The sequence below is a fragment of the Rhizobium sp. RHZ02 genome, from assembly GCF_014851575.1.
Classification (GTDB): domain Bacteria; phylum Pseudomonadota; class Alphaproteobacteria; order Rhizobiales; family Rhizobiaceae; genus Rhizobium; species Rhizobium altiplani.
Window position 1 is genome coordinate 1 of sequence record NZ_JACUZX010000042.1, and the last position, 17,149, is coordinate 17,149.

Annotated in this window: 17 protein-coding genes and 2 pseudogenes; 11 read left to right on the plus strand and 8 right to left on the minus strand. The window is 61.4% G+C overall.

What is annotated here, in order from left to right; translation table 11 throughout:
* Positions 1-126: pseudogene (locus IB244_RS30385) on the plus strand (IS481 family transposase); the annotation flags it as partial.
* Here the strand turns inward: IB244_RS30385 and IB244_RS30390 are convergent.
* Positions 123-227 (minus strand): annotated as a pseudogene (locus tag IB244_RS30390) (LysR family transcriptional regulator); the annotation flags it as partial. The pseudogenes IB244_RS30385 and IB244_RS30390 overlap by 4 nt on opposite strands.
* Positions 228-509: 282 nt before the next feature.
* On the opposite strand from IB244_RS30390, the gene IB244_RS30395 reads away from it, so the two are divergent.
* Positions 510-1,646, plus strand: coding sequence for a site-2 protease family protein (locus IB244_RS30395; protein WP_025659463.1), 1,137 nt, complete (start codon positions 510-512; stop codon positions 1,644-1,646).
* 206 nt (positions 1,647-1,852) lie between these two features.
* Here the strand turns inward: IB244_RS30395 and IB244_RS30400 are convergent, their stop codons facing one another.
* Positions 1,853-2,749 (minus strand): LysR family transcriptional regulator, encoded by an 897-nt coding sequence (locus IB244_RS30400; RefSeq protein WP_169681272.1) that lies wholly within the window; start codon positions 2,747-2,749, stop codon positions 1,853-1,855.
* Positions 2,750-2,881: 132 nt separating this feature from the next.
* Between IB244_RS30400 and IB244_RS30405 the strand changes: the two genes are divergently transcribed.
* Genes IB244_RS30405 through glcF form a run of 3 tightly spaced genes read left to right on the plus strand, consistent with a single transcriptional unit; the run spans position 2,882 to position 6,840 of the window.
* A complete protein-coding gene (locus tag IB244_RS30405) occupies positions 2,882-4,321 on the plus strand; it encodes an FAD-linked oxidase C-terminal domain-containing protein (protein ID WP_018856901.1) in 1,440 nt (479 codons plus the stop codon).
* The gene (gene glcE, locus IB244_RS30410; protein ID WP_169681273.1) at positions 4,318-5,523 is read left to right on the plus strand and encodes a glycolate oxidase subunit GlcE; all 1,206 of its coding nucleotides are present in this window, start codon (positions 4,318-4,320) and stop codon (positions 5,521-5,523) included. Before IB244_RS30405 ends, glcE begins: the two co-directional genes overlap by 4 nt.
* A 3-nt stretch (positions 5,524-5,526) precedes the next feature.
* Positions 5,527-6,840 carry a glycolate oxidase subunit GlcF gene (gene glcF / locus IB244_RS30415; RefSeq protein ID WP_169681275.1) on the plus strand — a complete coding sequence of 438 codons (1,314 nt, stop codon included), beginning with the start codon at positions 5,527-5,529 and terminating at the stop codon, positions 6,838-6,840.
* 118 nt (positions 6,841-6,958) lie between these two features.
* On the opposite strand, the gene IB244_RS30420 is transcribed toward glcF, so the two are convergent.
* Entirely contained in the window at positions 6,959-7,615 is a 657-nt protein-coding gene (locus IB244_RS30420; RefSeq protein ID WP_192306715.1) for a L,D-transpeptidase, read from the minus strand.
* Between the two features lie 135 nt (positions 7,616-7,750).
* Entirely contained in the window at positions 7,751-8,491 is a 741-nt protein-coding gene (locus IB244_RS30425) for a L,D-transpeptidase (RefSeq protein WP_169681277.1), read from the minus strand.
* Positions 8,492-8,701: 210 nt separating this feature from the next.
* Here IB244_RS30425 and IB244_RS30430 point away from each other — a divergent pair, with 210 nt between their 5' ends.
* Positions 8,702-9,331, plus strand: coding sequence for a DNA-3-methyladenine glycosylase I (locus IB244_RS30430; protein WP_018116680.1), 630 nt, complete (start codon positions 8,702-8,704; stop codon positions 9,329-9,331).
* Positions 9,328-9,807 (plus strand): hypothetical protein, encoded by a 480-nt coding sequence (locus tag IB244_RS30435; protein WP_192306717.1) that lies wholly within the window; start codon positions 9,328-9,330, stop codon positions 9,805-9,807. Before IB244_RS30430 ends, IB244_RS30435 begins: the two co-directional genes overlap by 4 nt.
* Before the next feature lie 7 nt (positions 9,808-9,814).
* On the opposite strand, the gene IB244_RS30440 is transcribed toward IB244_RS30435, so the two are convergent.
* Positions 9,815-10,519, minus strand: coding sequence for an HAD family hydrolase (locus tag IB244_RS30440; RefSeq protein WP_018116678.1), 705 nt, complete (start codon positions 10,517-10,519; stop codon positions 9,815-9,817).
* Between the two features lie 237 nt (positions 10,520-10,756).
* Between IB244_RS30440 and IB244_RS30445 the strand changes: the two genes are divergently transcribed.
* Positions 10,757-11,806: an aldo/keto reductase gene (locus tag IB244_RS30445; RefSeq protein ID WP_192306719.1), complete on the plus strand. Its 1,050-nt coding sequence runs from the start codon at positions 10,757-10,759 to the stop codon at positions 11,804-11,806.
* Positions 11,807-11,860: 54 nt separating this feature from the next.
* On the opposite strand, the gene IB244_RS30450 is transcribed toward IB244_RS30445, so the two are convergent.
* The 3 genes from IB244_RS30450 to IB244_RS30460 form a co-directional block, all read right to left on the minus strand.
* Entirely contained in the window at positions 11,861-12,220 is a 360-nt protein-coding gene (locus tag IB244_RS30450) for a DUF305 domain-containing protein (protein ID WP_169681282.1), read from the minus strand.
* A 69-nt stretch (positions 12,221-12,289) separates the two neighbouring features.
* Positions 12,290-12,655: a hypothetical protein gene (locus tag IB244_RS30455; protein ID WP_246734791.1), complete on the minus strand. Its 366-nt coding sequence runs from the start codon at positions 12,653-12,655 to the stop codon at positions 12,290-12,292.
* 90 nt (positions 12,656-12,745) lie between these two features.
* Positions 12,746-13,504: a hypothetical protein gene (locus IB244_RS30460; protein WP_192306721.1), complete on the minus strand. Its 759-nt coding sequence runs from the start codon at positions 13,502-13,504 to the stop codon at positions 12,746-12,748.
* Between the two features lie 138 nt (positions 13,505-13,642).
* Between IB244_RS30460 and hisS the strand changes: the two genes are divergently transcribed.
* Genes hisS through hisG form a run of 3 tightly spaced genes read left to right on the plus strand, consistent with a single transcriptional unit; the run spans position 13,643 to position 16,972 of the window.
* Positions 13,643-15,157, plus strand: coding sequence for a histidine--tRNA ligase (gene hisS / locus IB244_RS30465; protein WP_192306723.1), 1,515 nt, complete (start codon positions 13,643-13,645; stop codon positions 15,155-15,157).
* Position 15,158: 1 nt separating this feature from the next.
* Positions 15,159-16,277 (plus strand): ATP phosphoribosyltransferase regulatory subunit, encoded by a 1,119-nt coding sequence (locus IB244_RS30470; RefSeq protein ID WP_192240752.1) that lies wholly within the window; start codon positions 15,159-15,161, stop codon positions 16,275-16,277.
* A complete protein-coding gene (hisG, locus tag IB244_RS30475) occupies positions 16,277-16,972 on the plus strand; it encodes an ATP phosphoribosyltransferase (protein WP_025659453.1) in 696 nt (231 codons plus the stop codon). Before IB244_RS30470 ends, hisG begins: the two co-directional genes overlap by 1 nt.
* The last annotated feature ends 177 nt before the right edge of the window (positions 16,973-17,149 follow it).

Consider the following 17,149-nt stretch of genomic DNA (forward strand, 5'->3'; position numbering starts at 1 on the left):
TTCGCCAAACACCTCAAGGCGCTCCGATGGCGAACGCCCTATCAAGCAATCTGCAACGCCTGGACAAGGGACCCGTCAATCTTCAAAATCAATCCGCACCATCTCATTCCGGGACCACACACCTAGCGTTCCCAGTAGGGAACCGGGCCGCAGATCTCGGCGAGATAGTCGATGAACAGCCCTACCTTGGCCGGCAAGAACTGGCGGCTGGGAAAGACTGCGGAAAGCCCCCGCCTCGTGAGCAGGGCCTCAAGACTAAGCGGGCCAGTGGGTTTTGGGTGCCAGGTCCGCCGCGCCGGTCCTTAGGATCCGATCTCCCGGTTCGATCAACCCTGAAATTCTGCCTGTCGCGGTGACTGGAAAAGGCGACAAGGTATTGCGCATTAATCGCACTAGATCTCTATTAGGGGTAGTGAAGATTGTAAGCCACAGGTCGCTGTTTCATCCTGAGGTGCTCTGATCCCGGCAAGCGCTTATAGTGCACCCCCGCATTTCCTGGAGTTATGAAGATGGGTTGGTCTCTGAATCTCGGCACGATCGCTGGCACGACCATTCGCGTTCACTTCACCTTTCTGCTTCTGCTCGTCTGGATCTGGCTGATGCACTACCAGATCGGCGGCACGGCGGCCGCGTGGGAGGGCGTTATCTTTATCCTTGCCGTCTTTGTCTGCGTGGTCCTGCACGAATTCGGCCACATCACAGCCGCCCGGTATTTTGGCATTCGCACGCCCGACATCACGCTTCTGCCGATCGGCGGCGTGGCCAGGCTCGAACGCATGCCGGAAGAGCCGGGACAGGAGTTCGCAATCGCGATCGCGGGGCCGCTCGTGAATGTCGCGATCGCCGTGCTGATCTTCATCGCTTTGGGAGGGCCGGCGGCCGTCGAGCAGATGGCGGAGATCGAGGATCCACGCACGAATTTTCTCGTCAGGCTGGCGGGCGTCAATGTATTCTTGGTTCTCTTCAACATGATCCCGGCCTTTCCGATGGACGGCGGACGCGTCCTGCGCGCCGCCTTGGCCTCGCGCCTCTCCTGGTCACGTGCGACCCAGATCGCCGCCACGATCGGACAGGGGCTGGCCTTCGTCTTCGGTTTCGTCGGGCTCTTCTACAATCCGCTGCTGATCTTCATCGGCATCTTCGTCTATCTCGCCGCGGCGGCGGAAGCACAGAACGCGCAGATCCGGCAGGTGGCGACCAGCGTGCAGGTCGGGGATGTGATGGTCACGGAGTTCGCCCGGCTGGAACGGTCCGCAACGCTCGACGAGGCGGTCGAGATGCTGCTCGCCACCACGCAGCACGAGTTCCCGGTGGTCGACTCCGCCGGCCATCTCGAAGGATTGGTGACCCGCGACGACATGATCCGGGCGTTGAAGGAAAAGGGACCAGCCGCTCCCGTCACCAGCGCAATGCGGAGCGACATTCCCAAGATACATTATCGCAAATCTCTGGAGGAAAGCCTGCGTCTTATGCAGGAGGCAAACGCTCCGGCCGTCGCCGCGACCGACAATACGGGACGGCTTGTCGGCCTCCTGACACACGAAACCATCGGTGAGATGCTGATGGTCCGTTCGGCCGTCCCGGATGCATTCCGCTTTGGCCGCCTGCGCGGGAACGGGCCAAGAACCGCTCGACCCAGCGGCTAACTATTCTTGAAGTGACGCCGTAAACCCTGCCGCCTGGGCTTTGGAACAACGGTCGTCGACGACGTTGCGCGCCATCTCCTCTCGACAAAGCGGCATCAAAACCGGCGTTCTCATGGATGTTCAGTCGGAGCGATCCTGCAAGGCTGAGTGTGTAACTCCAGTCTCCTTAATCCGCCCCGAATGGACAACCTCCTGAAAACCCACAGCTAGCGTTCCCAGTAGGGAACCGGTCCGTAGATCTCGGCGAGATAGTCGATGAACAGCCGTACCTTGGCCGGCAGGAACTGGCGGCTGGGATAGACCGCGGAAAGTGTCACGTTGCGCGATCCTTCGTAGGCAGGAAGGATGTGCACCAACCGTCCGTCTTGGAGCTCCCTGCCGATGTCCCAGGTGGAGCGCAGCGCGATGCCGAGCCCCGATATGACGGCCTCCCTGATGACCTCGCTTGAATTGGTGACGAGCATTCCTTCCGGCCGCAGGGAAAGCGGACCCTCCGGCCCCTCCAGCCGCCAGGCATCGTTGTTGTGGGCGGGCAGGCAGCGGTGGTGCTTAAGATCTTCGATGGTCTGGGGCGTGCCGTTAGCGGCAAGATAGTCCGGCGATGCGCAGAGCAGGCGACGCACGGGGGCAAGGCGCCGCGCGACGAGGCTTGAGTCCGTCAGTTCCGCAATACGGATGGCAAGGTCGAAGCCTTCGCCGATGATATCGGTGAATTCGTCGCTGAGCACGAGATTGATCGCCAAACCGGCATGCATATCCATGAAGGATTTCAGGTGCGGGGCGACATGCATGCGTCCGAACGAGGTGGGCGCCGTCACCTTCAGCGTGCCCTGCATCTGCGCCGAGCGTCCGGAAATGTAGTATTCGGCCTCCTCGATGCCGGCGAGAATGCCAAGCACGCGATCGTAGAAGCCCTGGCCTGCCTCCGTCAGGGAGATCTGCCGCGTCGTGCGCTGCAGGAGCCGCGTGCCGAGCCGATCTTCAAGCCGTTTTATCCGCTTCGACACGACCGCCGGCGAAAAGCCGAGAGCCCTGCCGGCAAGCGACATGCTCCCCGTCGAAACGACCTTTGCGAAAATTTCGAGATCACCGAGATTGGTCATTCGTTAGATTGTTTATCCTTTTGGAATAAGTGCTTAGCATTTGCGCCGTAATCGGGAAAGTGCTAAGCCCGACTGAGCCGGCAGCGCAGAGGATGTCTCCGGTTTTCGCTGTCGGAGCGAAGGGAGAGAGCCATGTCCGATACTATTTCGTTTCTCGCCCCGCGTGCCGACGTGCTTGCCCGCCGCAGGCAGATCGTCGCAGATCTCATCGACCTGCTGCCGCCGGAATGCCTGGTGCACGAGGCGCGCGAGTTGATGCCGTTCGAGACCGATGCCTTCGTTTCCTATCGCCGGATGCCGCTTGCTGTTGCCCTGCCGCGGACGACCGCGGAAGTGGCTGCGGTCATGAAATACTGTCATCGCTATGGCGTGCCGGTGGTGCCGCGCGGCGCCGGAACGTCACTCTCGGGCGGAGCAATCCCACAGGAGGATGCGGTCGTCATTTGCGTTTCCAAGATGAACCGCATTCTCGAAATCGATCTGGCCAACCGCGTGGCGGTCGTCGAAGCCGGCGTAACCAACCTGAATATTTCAGAATCCGTCTCGGCGGACGGCTTCTTCTATGCGCCCGATCCGAGCTCACAGCTGGCCTGCACGATCGGCGGCAATATCGGCATGAATTCCGGTGGCGCGCATTGCCTGAAATATGGGGTGACGACCAACAACCTGCTCGGCGTCAAGATGGTGCTGACCGATGGCACCGTCATCGATTTCGGCGGCAAGGCATTGGACGCCGGAGGCTACGACTTGCTTGGCCTTGTCTGCGGACATGAGGGCCAGCTTGGGATAGTCACCGAAGCGACTGTCCGCCTGATTGCCAAACCGGAGGGCGCGCGGCCGGTCCTCTTCGGCTTTGATACGTCCGAGGAGGCGGGATCCTGTGTCGCCGACATCATCGCATCAGGGATCATTCCCGTCGCGATCGAATTCATGGACAAGCCAGCGATCGAAATCTGCGAGGCCTTCGCCAAGGCCGGCTATCCGCTGGATGTGGGGGCGCTATTGATCGTCGAGGTCGAAGGATCGGAGGCGGAAATGGACGACATGCTGAAGAGCATCGTCGAAATCGCGCGCAAGCATGGCGTGAAAACCGTCCGCGAATGCCAGTCGGCAACCGAGGCGGCGCTGATCTGGAAGGGCAGGAAATCCGCCTTCGGCGCGACTGGCCGGATAGCAGACTATATCTGCATGGACGGAACCGTGCCGCTCAGCCAGCTTTCTTATGTGCTGACGAAAACCTCTGAAATCATCGACAGCTATGGGCTTCGCGTCGCCAACGTCTTCCATGCCGGCGATGGCAATATGCATCCGCTCATCCTGTTCAATGCGAATGATCCGGAAGATGCCGCCCGTGCGGAAGCTGCGGGGATGGAGATCCTGAAGCTCTGTGTCGATGCGGGCGGCTGCCTCACGGGCGAGCATGGTGTCGGCATCGAAAAGCGCGACCTGATGCGTCATCAGTATTCCGAGGCGGACCTGGAGCAGCAGATGGCGGCGCGCGCCGCCTTCGATCCGGCCTGGCTTCTGAACCCCTCCAAGGTTTTCCCGCTCGAGGGACGTCCGGCCGCATGATCGATCTATCGCCCACAACGGACGAAGAGGCCGCGGCAATCGTCCGCAGCCACACCGAGGCCGGCGAGCCGCTGGCGATCTGCGGCGGCAACACTCGCTCGGGTTTCGGGAACGCCGTGGCGGCGGAAAGCCGCCTGCGGTCGTCCAATCTGCGGGGCATCACGGCCTATAATCCCGGCGAGATGGTTTTGACCGCTCGCTCGGGAACGCCGTTGTCCGAGATCGAAGCCGCACTTGCCGAGAACGGTCAAATGATGGCCTTTGAGCCCATGGACCATCGGCCGATCATGGGAACGACAGGTGAGCCGACAATCGGCGGCGTCTTTGCCGCCAATGTCTCAGGGCCGCGCCGTTTCGTCGCCGGCGCTGCGCGCGACAGCCTGCTTGGCGTGAGCTTCATCAACGGCAAGGGCGAGATCATCAAGGCAGGCGGCCGCGTGATGAAGAACGTCACCGGATTGGATCTCGTCAAGCTGATGGCTGGCTCGCACGGCACGCTGGGCTTCCTGACGGATGTAACTTTCCGCGTGCCACCGCGGCCGAGAACCGAAGCAACGATCGTCATCTCGGGGCTGAACGATGCGGAGGCCGCCAACGCCATGGCGGCGGCGATGGCGCTGCCGGTCGAAGTATCCGGCGCCGCACATCTGCCGATGACCGTCGCCTGGAAATTTCTCGACAGTACGCTCTCCGAAGGCGAGGGAACCTGTCTCAGGATCGAAGGCCTGCCCGGCTCAGTCGATGCCAGGGCAACCAAGCTCGCCGCAGCCATGGCGGCATTCGGATCCGTCACGCGCTTCGAGCAGGCAGACAGTGTCCGTCTCTGGAGAGATATCCGCGATGTCGCGCCCTATGCCGACGGTACGGCTCGACCGGTGTGGCGCGTCTCCGTCGCCCCAGGGACCGGCCATCAGCTGGTCGCGGCACTTCGCCTCGAAGCCGGTGTTGACGCATACTATGACTGGCAGGGCGGCCTGATCTGGATGCGGATGGAGGCCGACGCGGATGCGGACCTTTTGCGCCGGTTCATCAAGGCGCTGGGCGGTGGCCATGCGACATTGATCCGCGCACCTGAAAAGATGCGATCTGGGATTGCGGCCTTTCAGCCCCAGCAGGAGGCTGTGGCCTTGCTTTCGCAGCGACTGAAACTGAAATTCGATCCCGCCGGCATCTTCAATCCCGGGAAGATGGCAGGAGCTTGAGGCATGCAGACCAATTTCACCCCGACCCAACTTGCCGACCCGCACGTTGCCGAATCCGAGAAGATCCTGCGCAAATGCGTGCATTGCGGCTTCTGCACCGCGACCTGTCCGACCTATGTCACGCTCGGCAATGAGCTCGATAGCCCCCGTGGGCGCATCTATCTGATCAAGGACATGCTGGAAAACGGGCGCCCGGCCGACGCCGAGGTCGTTACCCATATCGACCGCTGCCTCTCCTGTCTCGCCTGCGTAACGACCTGTCCCTCCGGTGTCGATTATATGCACCTCGTCGACCATGCGCGGGCGCACATCGAAAAGACCTACAAGCGTCCTTTCATGAACCGGCTCGTGCGCGCCATCCTTGCTGCTGTTCTGCCTTATCCCGATCGGTTTCGCCTCGCGATCAAGCTGTCGTCAGCGGGGCGGCCGTTCGCAGGTCTTTTAGCGCGCGCGCCCGCATTGAAACCATTTGCCGCGATGCTGGCGCTGGCGCCGCGTCGCATTCCTCCCGCCTCCGCCTATGCCGCGGTGGCAAGCCACCCGCCGGTCGGCGAGAAACGCGGTCGCGTCGCGATCTTGACTGGCTGCGCGCAGCCGGTTCTCGATCCCGGGATCAACGAGGCAACAATCAGGCTCCTGACACGGCTTGGTGTTGAAGTCGTCGTTCCCAAGGGAGAGGTTTGTTGCGGCTCGCTCGTCCACCACATGGGACGGGAAGAGCAGGCATTGGCGAGCGCACGTGCCAACGTCGATGTGTGGACGCGTGAACTCGAAGAAGGCGGGCTCGACGCGATCATCATTACCGCTTCCGGCTGCGGCACGACGATCAAGGACTATGGCCATATGCTGCGGCTGGATGCGGCCTATGCCGAAAAGGCGGCACGCGTTTCGTCCTTAGCGAAGGACATCACGGAATATCTCGCATCGCTCGAGCTCCCCGCGCAGATGCCGAAGGGCATCATCGTCGCCTATCACTCTGCCTGCTCGATGCAACACGGTCAGAAAATCACGATGGCGCCGAAGCAGCTGTTGAAGGCGGCCGGATTCAATGTCCGCGATCCTGCCGAAGGTCACCTCTGCTGTGGGTCGGCGGGTACCTACAACATCATGCAATCCGACATTTCCGATGCGCTCAAGACCCGCAAGGTCAGGAACCTCGAAGCAACGAAGCCGCGTGTGATCGCAACCGGAAATATCGGCTGCATGATGCAGATCGCGACAGGGACGGCGATTCCGATCGTTCACACGGTGCAATTGTTGGATTGGGCCTACGGCGGAGATATGCCGGAGAAACTAAAGGATCTGCCGCTGGCTTAGAGGTGCCGGATCGTCCGGTGGTCTCGAAAGCCCATGCATCGCATAGCCCTTGAGCTTGCGACCCCGCATCCGCGGTTTGAGATCGGCGACCGGTTGCCCGGCCGCCTAATTGCTTGGCTTAGCCGCCGAAAATCGTCCGCAGCACGTCGATGCCGCGATCTTCGAAGCTGATTTCGCCCTGCTTGTTGCCAGGGCCGACGACGATGACCTTCGTGCCGACGGGCGCACGATCGTAAAGATCGATCACATCCTTGTTCATCATGCGGATGCAGCCGGACGACATGTTGAGCCCAATCGACCACGGCTGGTTGGTGCCGTGGATGCGGAAGCTCGTATCGTTGCCGCCCTTGTAGAGATACATGGCGCGGGCGCCAAGCGGATTGTCCTCGCCGCCTTCCTGGAAGGTCGGGAGGATGTGGCCCTTCGCCGCCTCGCGAACACGCATCCATTCTGCCTTGCGGCCGATCTTCACCACGCCCGACCAGCCGAAGCCCTCGCGCCCGACGCCGATGCCATAGCGCGTCGCGCGGTCCTTGGTTTCGACGAGATACAGGAACTTGTGGTTGGTATCGATGATGATCGTGCCGGGTGCCTCGTTGGTGATGAGGTGCACGCGCTGGCGCTTGAACTGCGGCTTGACCGACTTCGGCGGTGCGGCGACCCGAACGACAGGCGCGCCATCGTGAGCGGGTGTAATCGGCTGCGCCGAGACCGATGCGGACATGGAAGTGACCAGAAGGCCGGTGGCCGCAAGAGCCGTCGCGAATTTCAGCATGGTTGATTCCCTCAAAGCAAAACCGGACCGAAGCTACCCTAACTTCGATCCAGTTCAAGATGTCGGCGCGGAATGAAACAGCTGCGATGTCTAATTGCAACTATTCTTGGCCGCGCGCCCGATATTCGGGAGCCTTTACATGACGATGACGCGGGTTCCAACCTTTACCCGCTCGTAAAGGTCAACGACATCCTCGTTGCGTAGCCGGATGCAGCCGGAGGAAACGGCGTTGCCGATCGTCCAGGGGGCGTTGGTACCGTGGATGCGGTAGAGCGTCGAACCGAGATACATGGCGCGCGCGCCAAGCGGATTCTCGGGACCGCCGTCCATGCGCGCCGGGAGATAGTGGCCCTTGGCGGCTTCGCGGCCAACCATTTCGGCTGGCGGCGTCCAGTCCGGCCATTCGGACTTGCGGGTAATCTTGTGCACGCCGGCCCATTCGAAGCCTGGCTTGCCGACGCCCACTCCGTAACGCCGCGCCTTGTCGCCCTCCATTACCAGGTAAAGGAAGCGGCTGTTGGTATCGATGACGATCGTGCCGGGCCGTTCCTTGGTGTCGTAGGTGACGATCTGCGGCAGAAATTGCGGCTCAAGCTGGCGGCGGACGACTGGGACGCCGGGATTGATGGCGGACACCGGTTGCGCCACGGCGGCCGGAGCGCGGCCGAAGACGCCGGATGTGAACAGACCGCGTTTCGGAAAGTCCGGTTGTCGGTAGACGACGGGACGAACCTTGCCGCCGAGCTGCATGACCCATGGGGCTGCAAGGTCCGGGCTTAGCACGACCGGCGGGCGCGTTGCATAACGGTCGTCGCCGAGCGCAGCGGTGGAAAAGACGCCGAGCATCGCTGCGGCGAGCAGAAGGGATTTCATCATCGGACGGACTCTCTACAAATGGCCGAAAATGCACGGACGGCAGCGGCCGCCTGCCGCCACGCTGCCACCGTTCCCGCCAGCGAATCGTAAATTTGAATTCATTCAAGTCCGAAGCGAGAGATAAACTTTTCGTCAGGGTTATCGTTCGGTTTGGAAAGAGAGTTTGCAAATGGTAAAGCCGGATTCGCAGCACGAAAGCGAAGCGGGATCATGAGCGATACGGGCATCATCATCGGCGAAGACGGCAAGAGCCGTTGTCACTGGCACGCCAACCTCCCGGATTACCTCAAGTATCACGACGAGGAATGGGGGCGGCCGGTAACGGATGACATCCGCCTCTTCGAGAAGATCTGCCTGGAGGGGTTCCAGTCCGGTCTCTCCTGGCTCACCATCCTGCGCAAGCGCGAGAATTTCCGCGCTGCCTTTGCTGGCTTCGACTTCGAGAAGGTTGCGCTCTTCGACGACAGCGATATCCAACGCTGCCTCGCCGATCCCGGCATCGTGCGCCATCGAGGCAAGATCGTCTCGACGATCAACAACGCCCGCCGTGCGATCGAACTGAGGCAGGAGTTCGGGTCGCTCGCCCGGTATTTCTGGAGCTTCGAGCCCGGTCATAACGATAGGCCAAAGGTGGTCGATCGTGCCACTGTCATGGCCAACCCGACAACGCCGACATCGGTTCTCATTTCCAAGAATCTGAAGAAGCGCGGCTGGACGTTTGTCGGCCCAACCACAGTTTATGCCTTCATGCAGGCAATGGGTCTCGTCAACGATCACATCGAAGGTTGCTTCTGCCGCGTCGAGGTAGAGGCGATGCGCAATGCGCTGGTGCGCCCATGAAGGCGCTCGCGGCAACCGTCGCATTCTGCCTGGTGGCATCCGTAGCGTTCGGCCAGTCACCGGAGCTGCAGCCCGGCGAGCGACTGGAGAAGCTGCAGTTTCCGGCTGCAACCATGGAGCTCAAGGGCTGGACGAAGCTCGGCAACGGACGGGTTTACACACTTCCCGTGAAGGCTGGCCAGCATGTGAAGATCAGCTTTGCGACCAAGAGCAAGTTTGCCTTCCTTTCGATCTTCGATCTGGCAACGCCCGACGAGGAGGCGATCTTTGGTACCGATGAGGATGGCACCAGCTACACCGTCACGGTGAAGGACAACACCACCTGGCTGCTGCGGCCCTATTATTCCAAGGCGTCGACGCGCCGCGGCCTGGGCGCGCCCTACAGCATTCTCGTCGAGCCGCAGGCAACAGCGCCGCAGCCCACGGCTCCGGCTGAACAGCAATCGCCGTCGCCACTTTTCCCTTCAAGGCAGTAATGAGGGGCTAGCCCAGGCCTTCGATCAACCTGCGCAGTTCTCCGAGATGTTCGATCTTGCGAAAGCGCGGTGCGTCCTTCGGTTCCTCGACATGCTCGACGACCCAGGTGAGTTCGTGCGGCACGAAGACGCCGTAGCTGCCGGCGGCAATCGCGGGGACAATGTCTGATTTCAGCGAGTTGCCGACCATCATCGCCCGTTCCGGGCCACCGCCGACCTTGGAGAAGATCCGCCGGTAGGTCACGGCGGTCTTGTCGGAGACGATCTCGACGGCGTGGAAGAAGTCGCCAAGCCCGGATTGCGCGAGCTTACGCTCCTGATCGAAAAGATCACCCTTGGTGATCATCACCAGCAGGTAGTTTTCCGAGAGCGCCGCCAAGGTCTCCTGCACATGCGGCAGGGTCTCGACGGGGTGAGAAAGCAGGTCGCGGCCGGTGTCGAGGATATTGGCAATGACACTGGCGGGCACCTTGCCCTCGGTGACCTCGATCGCCGTCTCGATCATGGACAGCGTAAATCCCTTGATGCCGAAACCGTACTGCCGGAGATTGCGCTTCTCTGCCTCCAGCAAGCGCTCGGAAATTCTTGGACCATTTGCAAAATCGGCCAGCAATTCCGTGAAATGCGCCTCGGTAAGCCGATAGTATTGCTCGTTCTGCCAGAGCGTGTCGTCGGCATCGAAACCGATGGTCGTCAGCATGCGGGTCGTCATCGCCCATCTCCGAGTAATCTGGTTTGAATCTATTGAAAGATGGCCGCGATACAAGAGCATCGCAAAGCCGTGAGGCGAGTACACGGCATGTTGAAATGCCGCCGCCTCGCCTTACATCGATAGTGCCTTCCACGCGGCCGCATTCCGGCTGCTCCTGTCATGTGCAGGCCAACAACCAAAAAATGAACTCATCTGTCCGTAGGCAAGCCTGCGGTCGTCACAAGGAAATTTTCGACCATGCGTTACAATCAACTTGGAAATACGGGACTATTCGTCTCGGAAATCTGCCTCGGTACGATGACATTCGGCGCCGCCGGCGAAAACAACCTTTGGGGCTCGATCGCCGACGTCGACCAGAAAGCCGCCGATGAAATCGTTGCGAAGTCGCTGGCATCGGGCGTCAACTTCATCGACACGGCCGACGTCTATTCCTTCGGCGAATCCGAAAAGCTGCTCGGCCAGGCCCTGAAGAACCTCAGCGTTCCCCGTAAGGACGTGGTCATCGCCACGAAAGTCTATAGCACCATAAGCGACAAGCCGAACGACCGCGGCGCCTCGCGTGGCCACATCATGGATTCGGTCGAGGCCAGTCTGAAGCGGTTGCAGACCGATCATATCGATCTTTACCAGATCCATGCCACCGATCCGGTCACGCCGATCGACGAGACGCTGCGAGCCCTGGACGATCTCGTATCCCGCGGTCTCGTGCGCTATGTGGGTGTCTCCAACTGGCAGGCGTGGCGCATCGCCAAAGCGCTCGGCATCTCGGAACGTCGCGGTCTTGCCCGGTTCGAGACGGTACAGGCGTACTATTCGATCGCCGGCCGCGATCTCGAGCGTGACATCGTGCCGATGATGCAGGAGGAAAAGCTTGGTCTAATGGTCTGGTCGCCGCTGGCGGGCGGTCTTCTCTCCGGCAAGTACGGGCCGGGAGCGCCGGGCAACGGGGAAGGACGCCGCGCCTCGTTCGACTTCCCGCCGGTCGACAAGGATCGCGCCTGGGCCTGCGTTGCCGTGATGCGCGAGATCGCCGCGAAACACGGCACAAGCGTCGCGACCGTCGCGCTTGCCTACATCCTGGCGAAACCTTTCGTGACGACTGTCATCATCGGCGCAAAACGCGTCGAGCAGCTCGACCGGAACCTGGCGGCCGTCAACCTGAAGCTCGATGTGGACGACCTGAAGAAGCTGGACGAGGTCAGCGAACTCGCGCCCGAATATCCGGGCTGGATGCTGGCCCGGCAGGGGGTAGCCCGACGGCCGGAACCTTTCGAACCGAAGGGCTGATTAAGGCCTTGTGCAGGCGGACGCCGGGGCTTCGTGCTCCGGCGTCCTTTGCGATTACTTGCCGTGAGCCTTCAGCCAGGCCTGCATATCGGCGATCTCAGCCTCCTGGGCCTTGATGACGGCTTCCGCGAGCTTGCGAATTTCCGGATCCTTGCCGTACTCCAGCTCGATTTTCGCCATGTCGATCGCACCTTGATGGTGCGGGATCATGCCGCGGACGAAGTCGACATCGGCGTCGCCGATATACTTCATCGTCATGTCCTTGTGCATTTTAGCGTTCGCCTGCGCAAAAGCGTGGCTCGATGCGCCGTGGTCGCCCATTGGCTTGCTCATGTCCATTTTCATCTCCTCTGCGAAGACGGGTGCGGACGAGAGTGCGAGCGTGGCCGCTATGGCGAGAACTTTCAGAGACATGGGATTTCCTTCCTCTGTCTGATACTGGAATTCAATGCGCGGCCGAAGCCGCAGCGTTCATGAAGACCGTCAGACAAGCCGGGGAGGCGGCGCCAGCGGTGCTGGGCGGGCATCCTGCATGGCGTGAGCCGGTCCGGGCGCAGGATAGGAAAACATCTGCTTGCCGGTCGCGGCGATGACGCTCAATGGCGGAATGACCAGGCAGGCCGAACAGAAGGGCATGTGCGCCATAACGGCGGCCGAACAAGGATCCTGCTGCGCCGGCGACGACTTGGCCTTCTCGCCCATATCCATGCCGGCCATATGCTGATGCTCGGCGCTGGGTGTCGCAGCGACCGGCTGCATGGACAGGCATGTCGGACAGCCAGCCCATGCGGACATGGTGCCGAAGGCAAACCAGCCGAAAACCATCGCTATGATTGCAAGAAACCGCATATCGTCAAAATAGGTGCAGCGCGCGAAGAAGCCAAGCCCGCTTTATACACTTTGGCGAGAGAAGCGTCGGCCGACGTGCGGAGGCTGGCGCTAGTACGCGGCAACGACCTGATGGACGATCTGATAGCCATTGCTCTCTTCGCCGAGTGGCGCCACGGGCCACTGCCAGTTGGCCCGAACCGATGACAGCGCCACGCCGTGCAGCAGATCAGTCTCGTCATGAACCTTCCCCTGTCGGTCTATCACGGCATAGGAAACATCGGTAACCAGGCATGTCTTGCAGGGCGCTGCCTCAAGCGCCGACCGGTGCGCCTCGATCAGTTGTGCGACGGTATCGGCGGGCATGGCGCCGGCCTGTTCCGCCTCGTAGCGGCGTTGTGCGCCGCGACCGATCTGGGAGAGGAGATTGGCCGAGACGACGAAGTCGAGATACGGAACGCTACTCAGGAACGCCAGCGGCTCTGGTTGTTTGCCCGTGGCAAGCTCGTCGTAGCCGGAGAGATCGCGCTCGATCAGCCGAACATTGCTGTAGCGCTTGAGCCGCAGCCAGAGGCGCACCGAGGCAAGATGCACGAGATCGACGAGGACGACAGTGTCAAAGGTCCTGGCTAATTCCTCAATCGGCACGTCGCGGAGCAGGCCCGAGCCCAAAACGACCGCCGTCCTCCTCTGCCGCAACTCCGCAATGGCACTTCTCACAGCGTTCCGGCTTCGCTCCTCGTGCTCCGCCCATTGCCGGCTGCAACGGCCGGCGCGGGACCAGAGATTGACGGAGTATCGGATGAACCGGCGATGCGCCTTCAATGTCATCGGAACGGTGGCAGCATAGAGAAGCGCCTCGGCAATCATCGTGTAGCTCCCGCCATTCGATCCATTCTCTCTCGTTCAATCGATTCTGTGTTCCTGATCAAGGGCCTTCGCCCTTGCCGCACCCGGCCCTTTCCGCTAGGTAACCGCCACTGTCACAGCGAGCGGAATACCTTGGAAATGAACGACAAGCAGAAGAAACCACAAAAGCTCAAGGCCAGACTTCCCCGCGGCTTCGTCGATCGTTCGGCAGCCGACATTCGCGCCGTCAACGAAATGACCGCGAAGATCCGGGAAGTCTACGAGCATTATGGTTTCGATCCTGTCGAAACGCCGCTCTTCGAATACACCGACGCGCTCGGCAAGTTCCTGCCGGATGCCGACCGGCCGAACGAGGGCGTCTTCTCGCTGCAGGACGACGACGAGCAGTGGATGTCCTTGCGCTACGACCTGACGGCGCCGCTCGCCCGTCATGTTGCCGAGAATTTCAACGAGATCCAGCTGCCGTACCGCACCTATCGCGCCGGCTATGTCTTCCGCAATGAGAAGCCGGGCCCCGGTCGCTTCCGCCAGTTCATGCAGTTCGACGCCGATACGGTCGGTGCGCCGGGCGTGCAGGCCGATGCGGAAATGTGCATGATGATGGCCGATACGCTGGAAGCCCTCGGCATCAAGCGCGGCGACTACGTGATCCGCGTCAACAACCGCAAAGTTCTCGACGGTGTTCTCGAAGCAATCGGTCTCGGCGGCGATGACAAGGCCGGCCAGCGCCTCAACGTGCTACGCGCCATCGACAAGCTCGACAAGTTCGGTCTCGAGGGCGTTGCTCTCCTGCTTGGTCCCGGCCGCAAGGACGAGTCTGGCGACTTCACCAAGGGTGCTGGTCTCGACCAGGGACAGATCGACAAGGTTCTCTTCTTCGTCGGGATCAAGGACTATACCGAAAGCGCTGGGCAGCTTGCCGAGCTGGTTGCCGGAACGTCCAAGGGTGCGGAAGGCGTCGAGGAGCTGAACTTCATCGGCGCATTGGTGCGAAGCGCCGGCTATCAGTCGGATCGCGTCAAGATCGACCCTTCGGTTGTTCGCGGCCTCGAATATTACACCGGCCCGGTTTACGAAGCCGAGCTCCTCTTCGATGTGACTAACGAGAAGGGCGAGAAGGTCGTCTTCGGTTCCGTCGGTGGCGGCGGTCGCTACGACGGTCTCGTGTCCCGCTTCATGGGCCAGCCCGTGCCGGCCACTGGCTTCTCGATTGGCGTCTCTCGCCTGATGACGGCGCTGAAGAACCTCGGCAAGCTCGGCCAGGCCGAGGTCATCGAGCCGGTTCTGGTCACTGTCATGGACGGCGATGTCGAGTCGATGGGCCGCTACCAGCACATGACGCAGGAATTGCGCAAGGCTTGCATCCGCGCCGAGATGTTCCAGGGCAACTGGAAGAAGTTCGGCAATCAGCTGAAATACGCCGACCGCCGCGGCTGCCCCGTCGCCATTATCCAGGGCGGTGACGAGCGGGCGCAGGGCGTCGTGCAGATCAAGGACCTGATCGAAGGCAAGCGCCTGTCCGGGGAGATCGAGGACAACGCCAGCTGGCGCGAAGCGCGCGTCGCACAGGAGACAGTTGCCGAAGGCGACCTCGTCGCCAAGGTGAAGGAAATTCTGGCGGCGCAGGCCGAAGACCGCAACAGGGCGGGCTGAGATGGCCCTGATCAACCTGCCGGACTTCTCCGGCGAGCTCCTCTCAGAGTTTGCGGCGCGAAAGACGGAGCGGGTAGATACGCCCGTCATCCAGCCGGCCGAACCATTTCTTGACATCGCCGGCGAGGATCTTCGCCGGCGCATTTTCATGACCGAAAGCGAGACGGGCGCCAGCCTTTGCCTGCGGCCGGAGTTCACGATCCCCGTCTGCCTGCGCCACATCGAGAGCGCGACCGGCACGCCGAAGCGCTATTCCTATCTCGGCGAAGTTTTCCGCCAGCGGCGTGAAGGCGGCAACGAGTTCTATCAAGCCGGGATCGAGGATCTTGGCGACATCAATATTGCCGCTGCCGACGCGCGTGCGATCGGCGATGCGATCGGCGTGCTGGAGCGCGTCGTTCCCGGCAAGCGTCTTGCGGTGACACTCGGCGATCAGGCTGTCTTCGAAGCAGTAGTGCAGGCGCTTGGCCTGCCGCTCGGCTGGCAGAAGCGCCTGATCCATGCCTTCGGCAACATGAGCCAGCTCGAAGCTCTGCTGGCAAGCCTCGTCAGCCCTCAGTTCGTAACTGGATTGAGTGACGAGATGGCACATCTGATTGCCGCCGACGATGAAGCAGCACTTGTTGCACACATAGATGCGACGATGCAGGCGACGGGCTATTCGACGAATGCCAGCCGTTCGCCGCTCGAAATCGCGCGCCGTCTGAAGGAAAAGCTGATCCTCTCCGAAACGCGCCTCGATGATGCGGCCTTCCGCGTGCTGGAAGAATTCCTGTCGCTGAACGTACCGCTGATCAATGCTTCGGCGGCCTTGGCCGGTTTTGCCGATGCCGCGGGCCTCAAGCTCGGCAACGCGCTGGCGCGTTTCGACGGCCGCGTGGCCGCTCTGGCCAATGCCGGCGTCGATTTGGCGCTGATCGATTACCGCGCAGCCTTCGGGCGTCCGCTGGATTACTACACCGGCCTGGTTTTCGAGATCGGCGTCCAGGGCACGTCGGCGGTTCTCGCCGGTGGGGGCCGTTTCGATCGCCTGATGACCTTCCTGGGCGCCAAGGAACGCATTCCCGCCGTCGGCTTCTCGCTCTGGCTGGATCGCATCGAAGCCGAGAGGGCCGTATGATGACGATTACCATCGCATTGCCCTCCAAGGGCCGGATGAAGGACGATGCCTCCGCGATCTTCGAACGCGCCGGGATCAGGATCACCGCTGTCGGCAACGATCGCTCCTATCGCGGACGCGTCGAAGGTTGGGACGACGTCGAAGTTGCCTTCCTTTCCGCCTCCGAGATTTCCCGTGAACTCGGCAGCGGGACCGTCGATTTCGGTGTCACCGGCGAAGACCTTGTCCGCGAGGGCCTGGCGGAGGCGGACAAGCGCGTCGAGATTTGCGCGCGTCTCGGATTCGGCCATGCCGATGTCGTGGTTGCCGTTCCTGAAATCTGGCTCGACGTCGACACTATGGCCGATCTCGGCGATGTTGCTTCCGACTTTCGCGCCCGTCACGGCCGGCGCCTGGCGATTGCCACGAAATACTGGCGGCTGACGCAGCAATTCTTCTCCAGCCAGCACGGCATCCAGCTCTACCGGATCGTCGAAAGCCTTGGGGCAACGGAAGGGGCGCCTGCCTCGGGATCGGCCGATATCATCGTCGACATCACCTCGACTGGTTCGACTCTTCGCGCGAACAACCTGAAGATCTTGTCCGACGGCGTCATCCTTCGCTCCCAGGCCTGCTTCGTCAGGGCACGCAAGGAAAGCCACGCGAACGACGCGACCGTTCAGCGGCTGATCGACGCCGTTCGCTCGGCACTCTGACCATCGCCAAATCAACACACGAAAAAAACCCGCCGTCTGGTGACGGCGGTTCAGACTGCTGACAAACCCGTCGATATTTTCGGCGGGTTTGTTTTTTGGACGTTGGTTGTTTTAGTTGGGTTCTGAGGCGGGGCGAAGTTGGCGGCCTCTGGCCCTCATGCCATGGCTGGTCTGGGT

Excerpts from the sequence above, each read along its gene's own strand:
- IB244_RS30395 (WP_025659463.1), top strand. The coding sequence starts at position 510 with ATGGGTTGGTCTCTGAATCTCGGCACGATCGCTGGCACGACCATTCGC.
- IB244_RS30400 (WP_169681272.1), bottom strand. The coding sequence starts at position 2,749 with ATGACCAATCTCGGTGATCTCGAAATTTTCGCAAAGGTCGTTTCGACG.
- IB244_RS30405 (WP_018856901.1), top strand. The coding sequence starts at position 2,882 with ATGTCCGATACTATTTCGTTTCTCGCCCCGCGTGCCGACGTGCTTGCC.
- glcE (WP_169681273.1), top strand. The coding sequence starts at position 4,318 with ATGATCGATCTATCGCCCACAACGGACGAAGAGGCCGCGGCAATCGTC.
- glcF (WP_169681275.1), top strand. The coding sequence starts at position 5,527 with ATGCAGACCAATTTCACCCCGACCCAACTTGCCGACCCGCACGTTGCC.
- IB244_RS30420 (WP_192306715.1), bottom strand. The coding sequence starts at position 7,615 with ATGCTGAAATTCGCGACGGCTCTTGCGGCCACCGGCCTTCTGGTCACT.
- IB244_RS30425 (WP_169681277.1), bottom strand. The coding sequence starts at position 8,491 with ATGATGAAATCCCTTCTGCTCGCCGCAGCGATGCTCGGCGTCTTTTCC.
- IB244_RS30430 (WP_018116680.1), top strand. The coding sequence starts at position 8,702 with ATGAGCGATACGGGCATCATCATCGGCGAAGACGGCAAGAGCCGTTGT.
- IB244_RS30435 (WP_192306717.1), top strand. The coding sequence starts at position 9,328 with ATGAAGGCGCTCGCGGCAACCGTCGCATTCTGCCTGGTGGCATCCGTA.
- IB244_RS30440 (WP_018116678.1), bottom strand. The coding sequence starts at position 10,519 with ATGACGACCCGCATGCTGACGACCATCGGTTTCGATGCCGACGACACG.
- IB244_RS30445 (WP_192306719.1), top strand. The coding sequence starts at position 10,757 with ATGCGTTACAATCAACTTGGAAATACGGGACTATTCGTCTCGGAAATC.
- IB244_RS30450 (WP_169681282.1), bottom strand. The coding sequence starts at position 12,220 with ATGTCTCTGAAAGTTCTCGCCATAGCGGCCACGCTCGCACTCTCGTCC.
- IB244_RS30455 (WP_246734791.1), bottom strand. The coding sequence starts at position 12,655 with ATGCGGTTTCTTGCAATCATAGCGATGGTTTTCGGCTGGTTTGCCTTC.
- IB244_RS30460 (WP_192306721.1), bottom strand. The coding sequence starts at position 13,504 with ATGATTGCCGAGGCGCTTCTCTATGCTGCCACCGTTCCGATGACATTG.
- hisS (WP_192306723.1), top strand. The coding sequence starts at position 13,643 with ATGAACGACAAGCAGAAGAAACCACAAAAGCTCAAGGCCAGACTTCCC.
- IB244_RS30470 (WP_192240752.1), top strand. The coding sequence starts at position 15,159 with ATGGCCCTGATCAACCTGCCGGACTTCTCCGGCGAGCTCCTCTCAGAG.
- hisG (WP_025659453.1), top strand. The coding sequence starts at position 16,277 with ATGACGATTACCATCGCATTGCCCTCCAAGGGCCGGATGAAGGACGAT.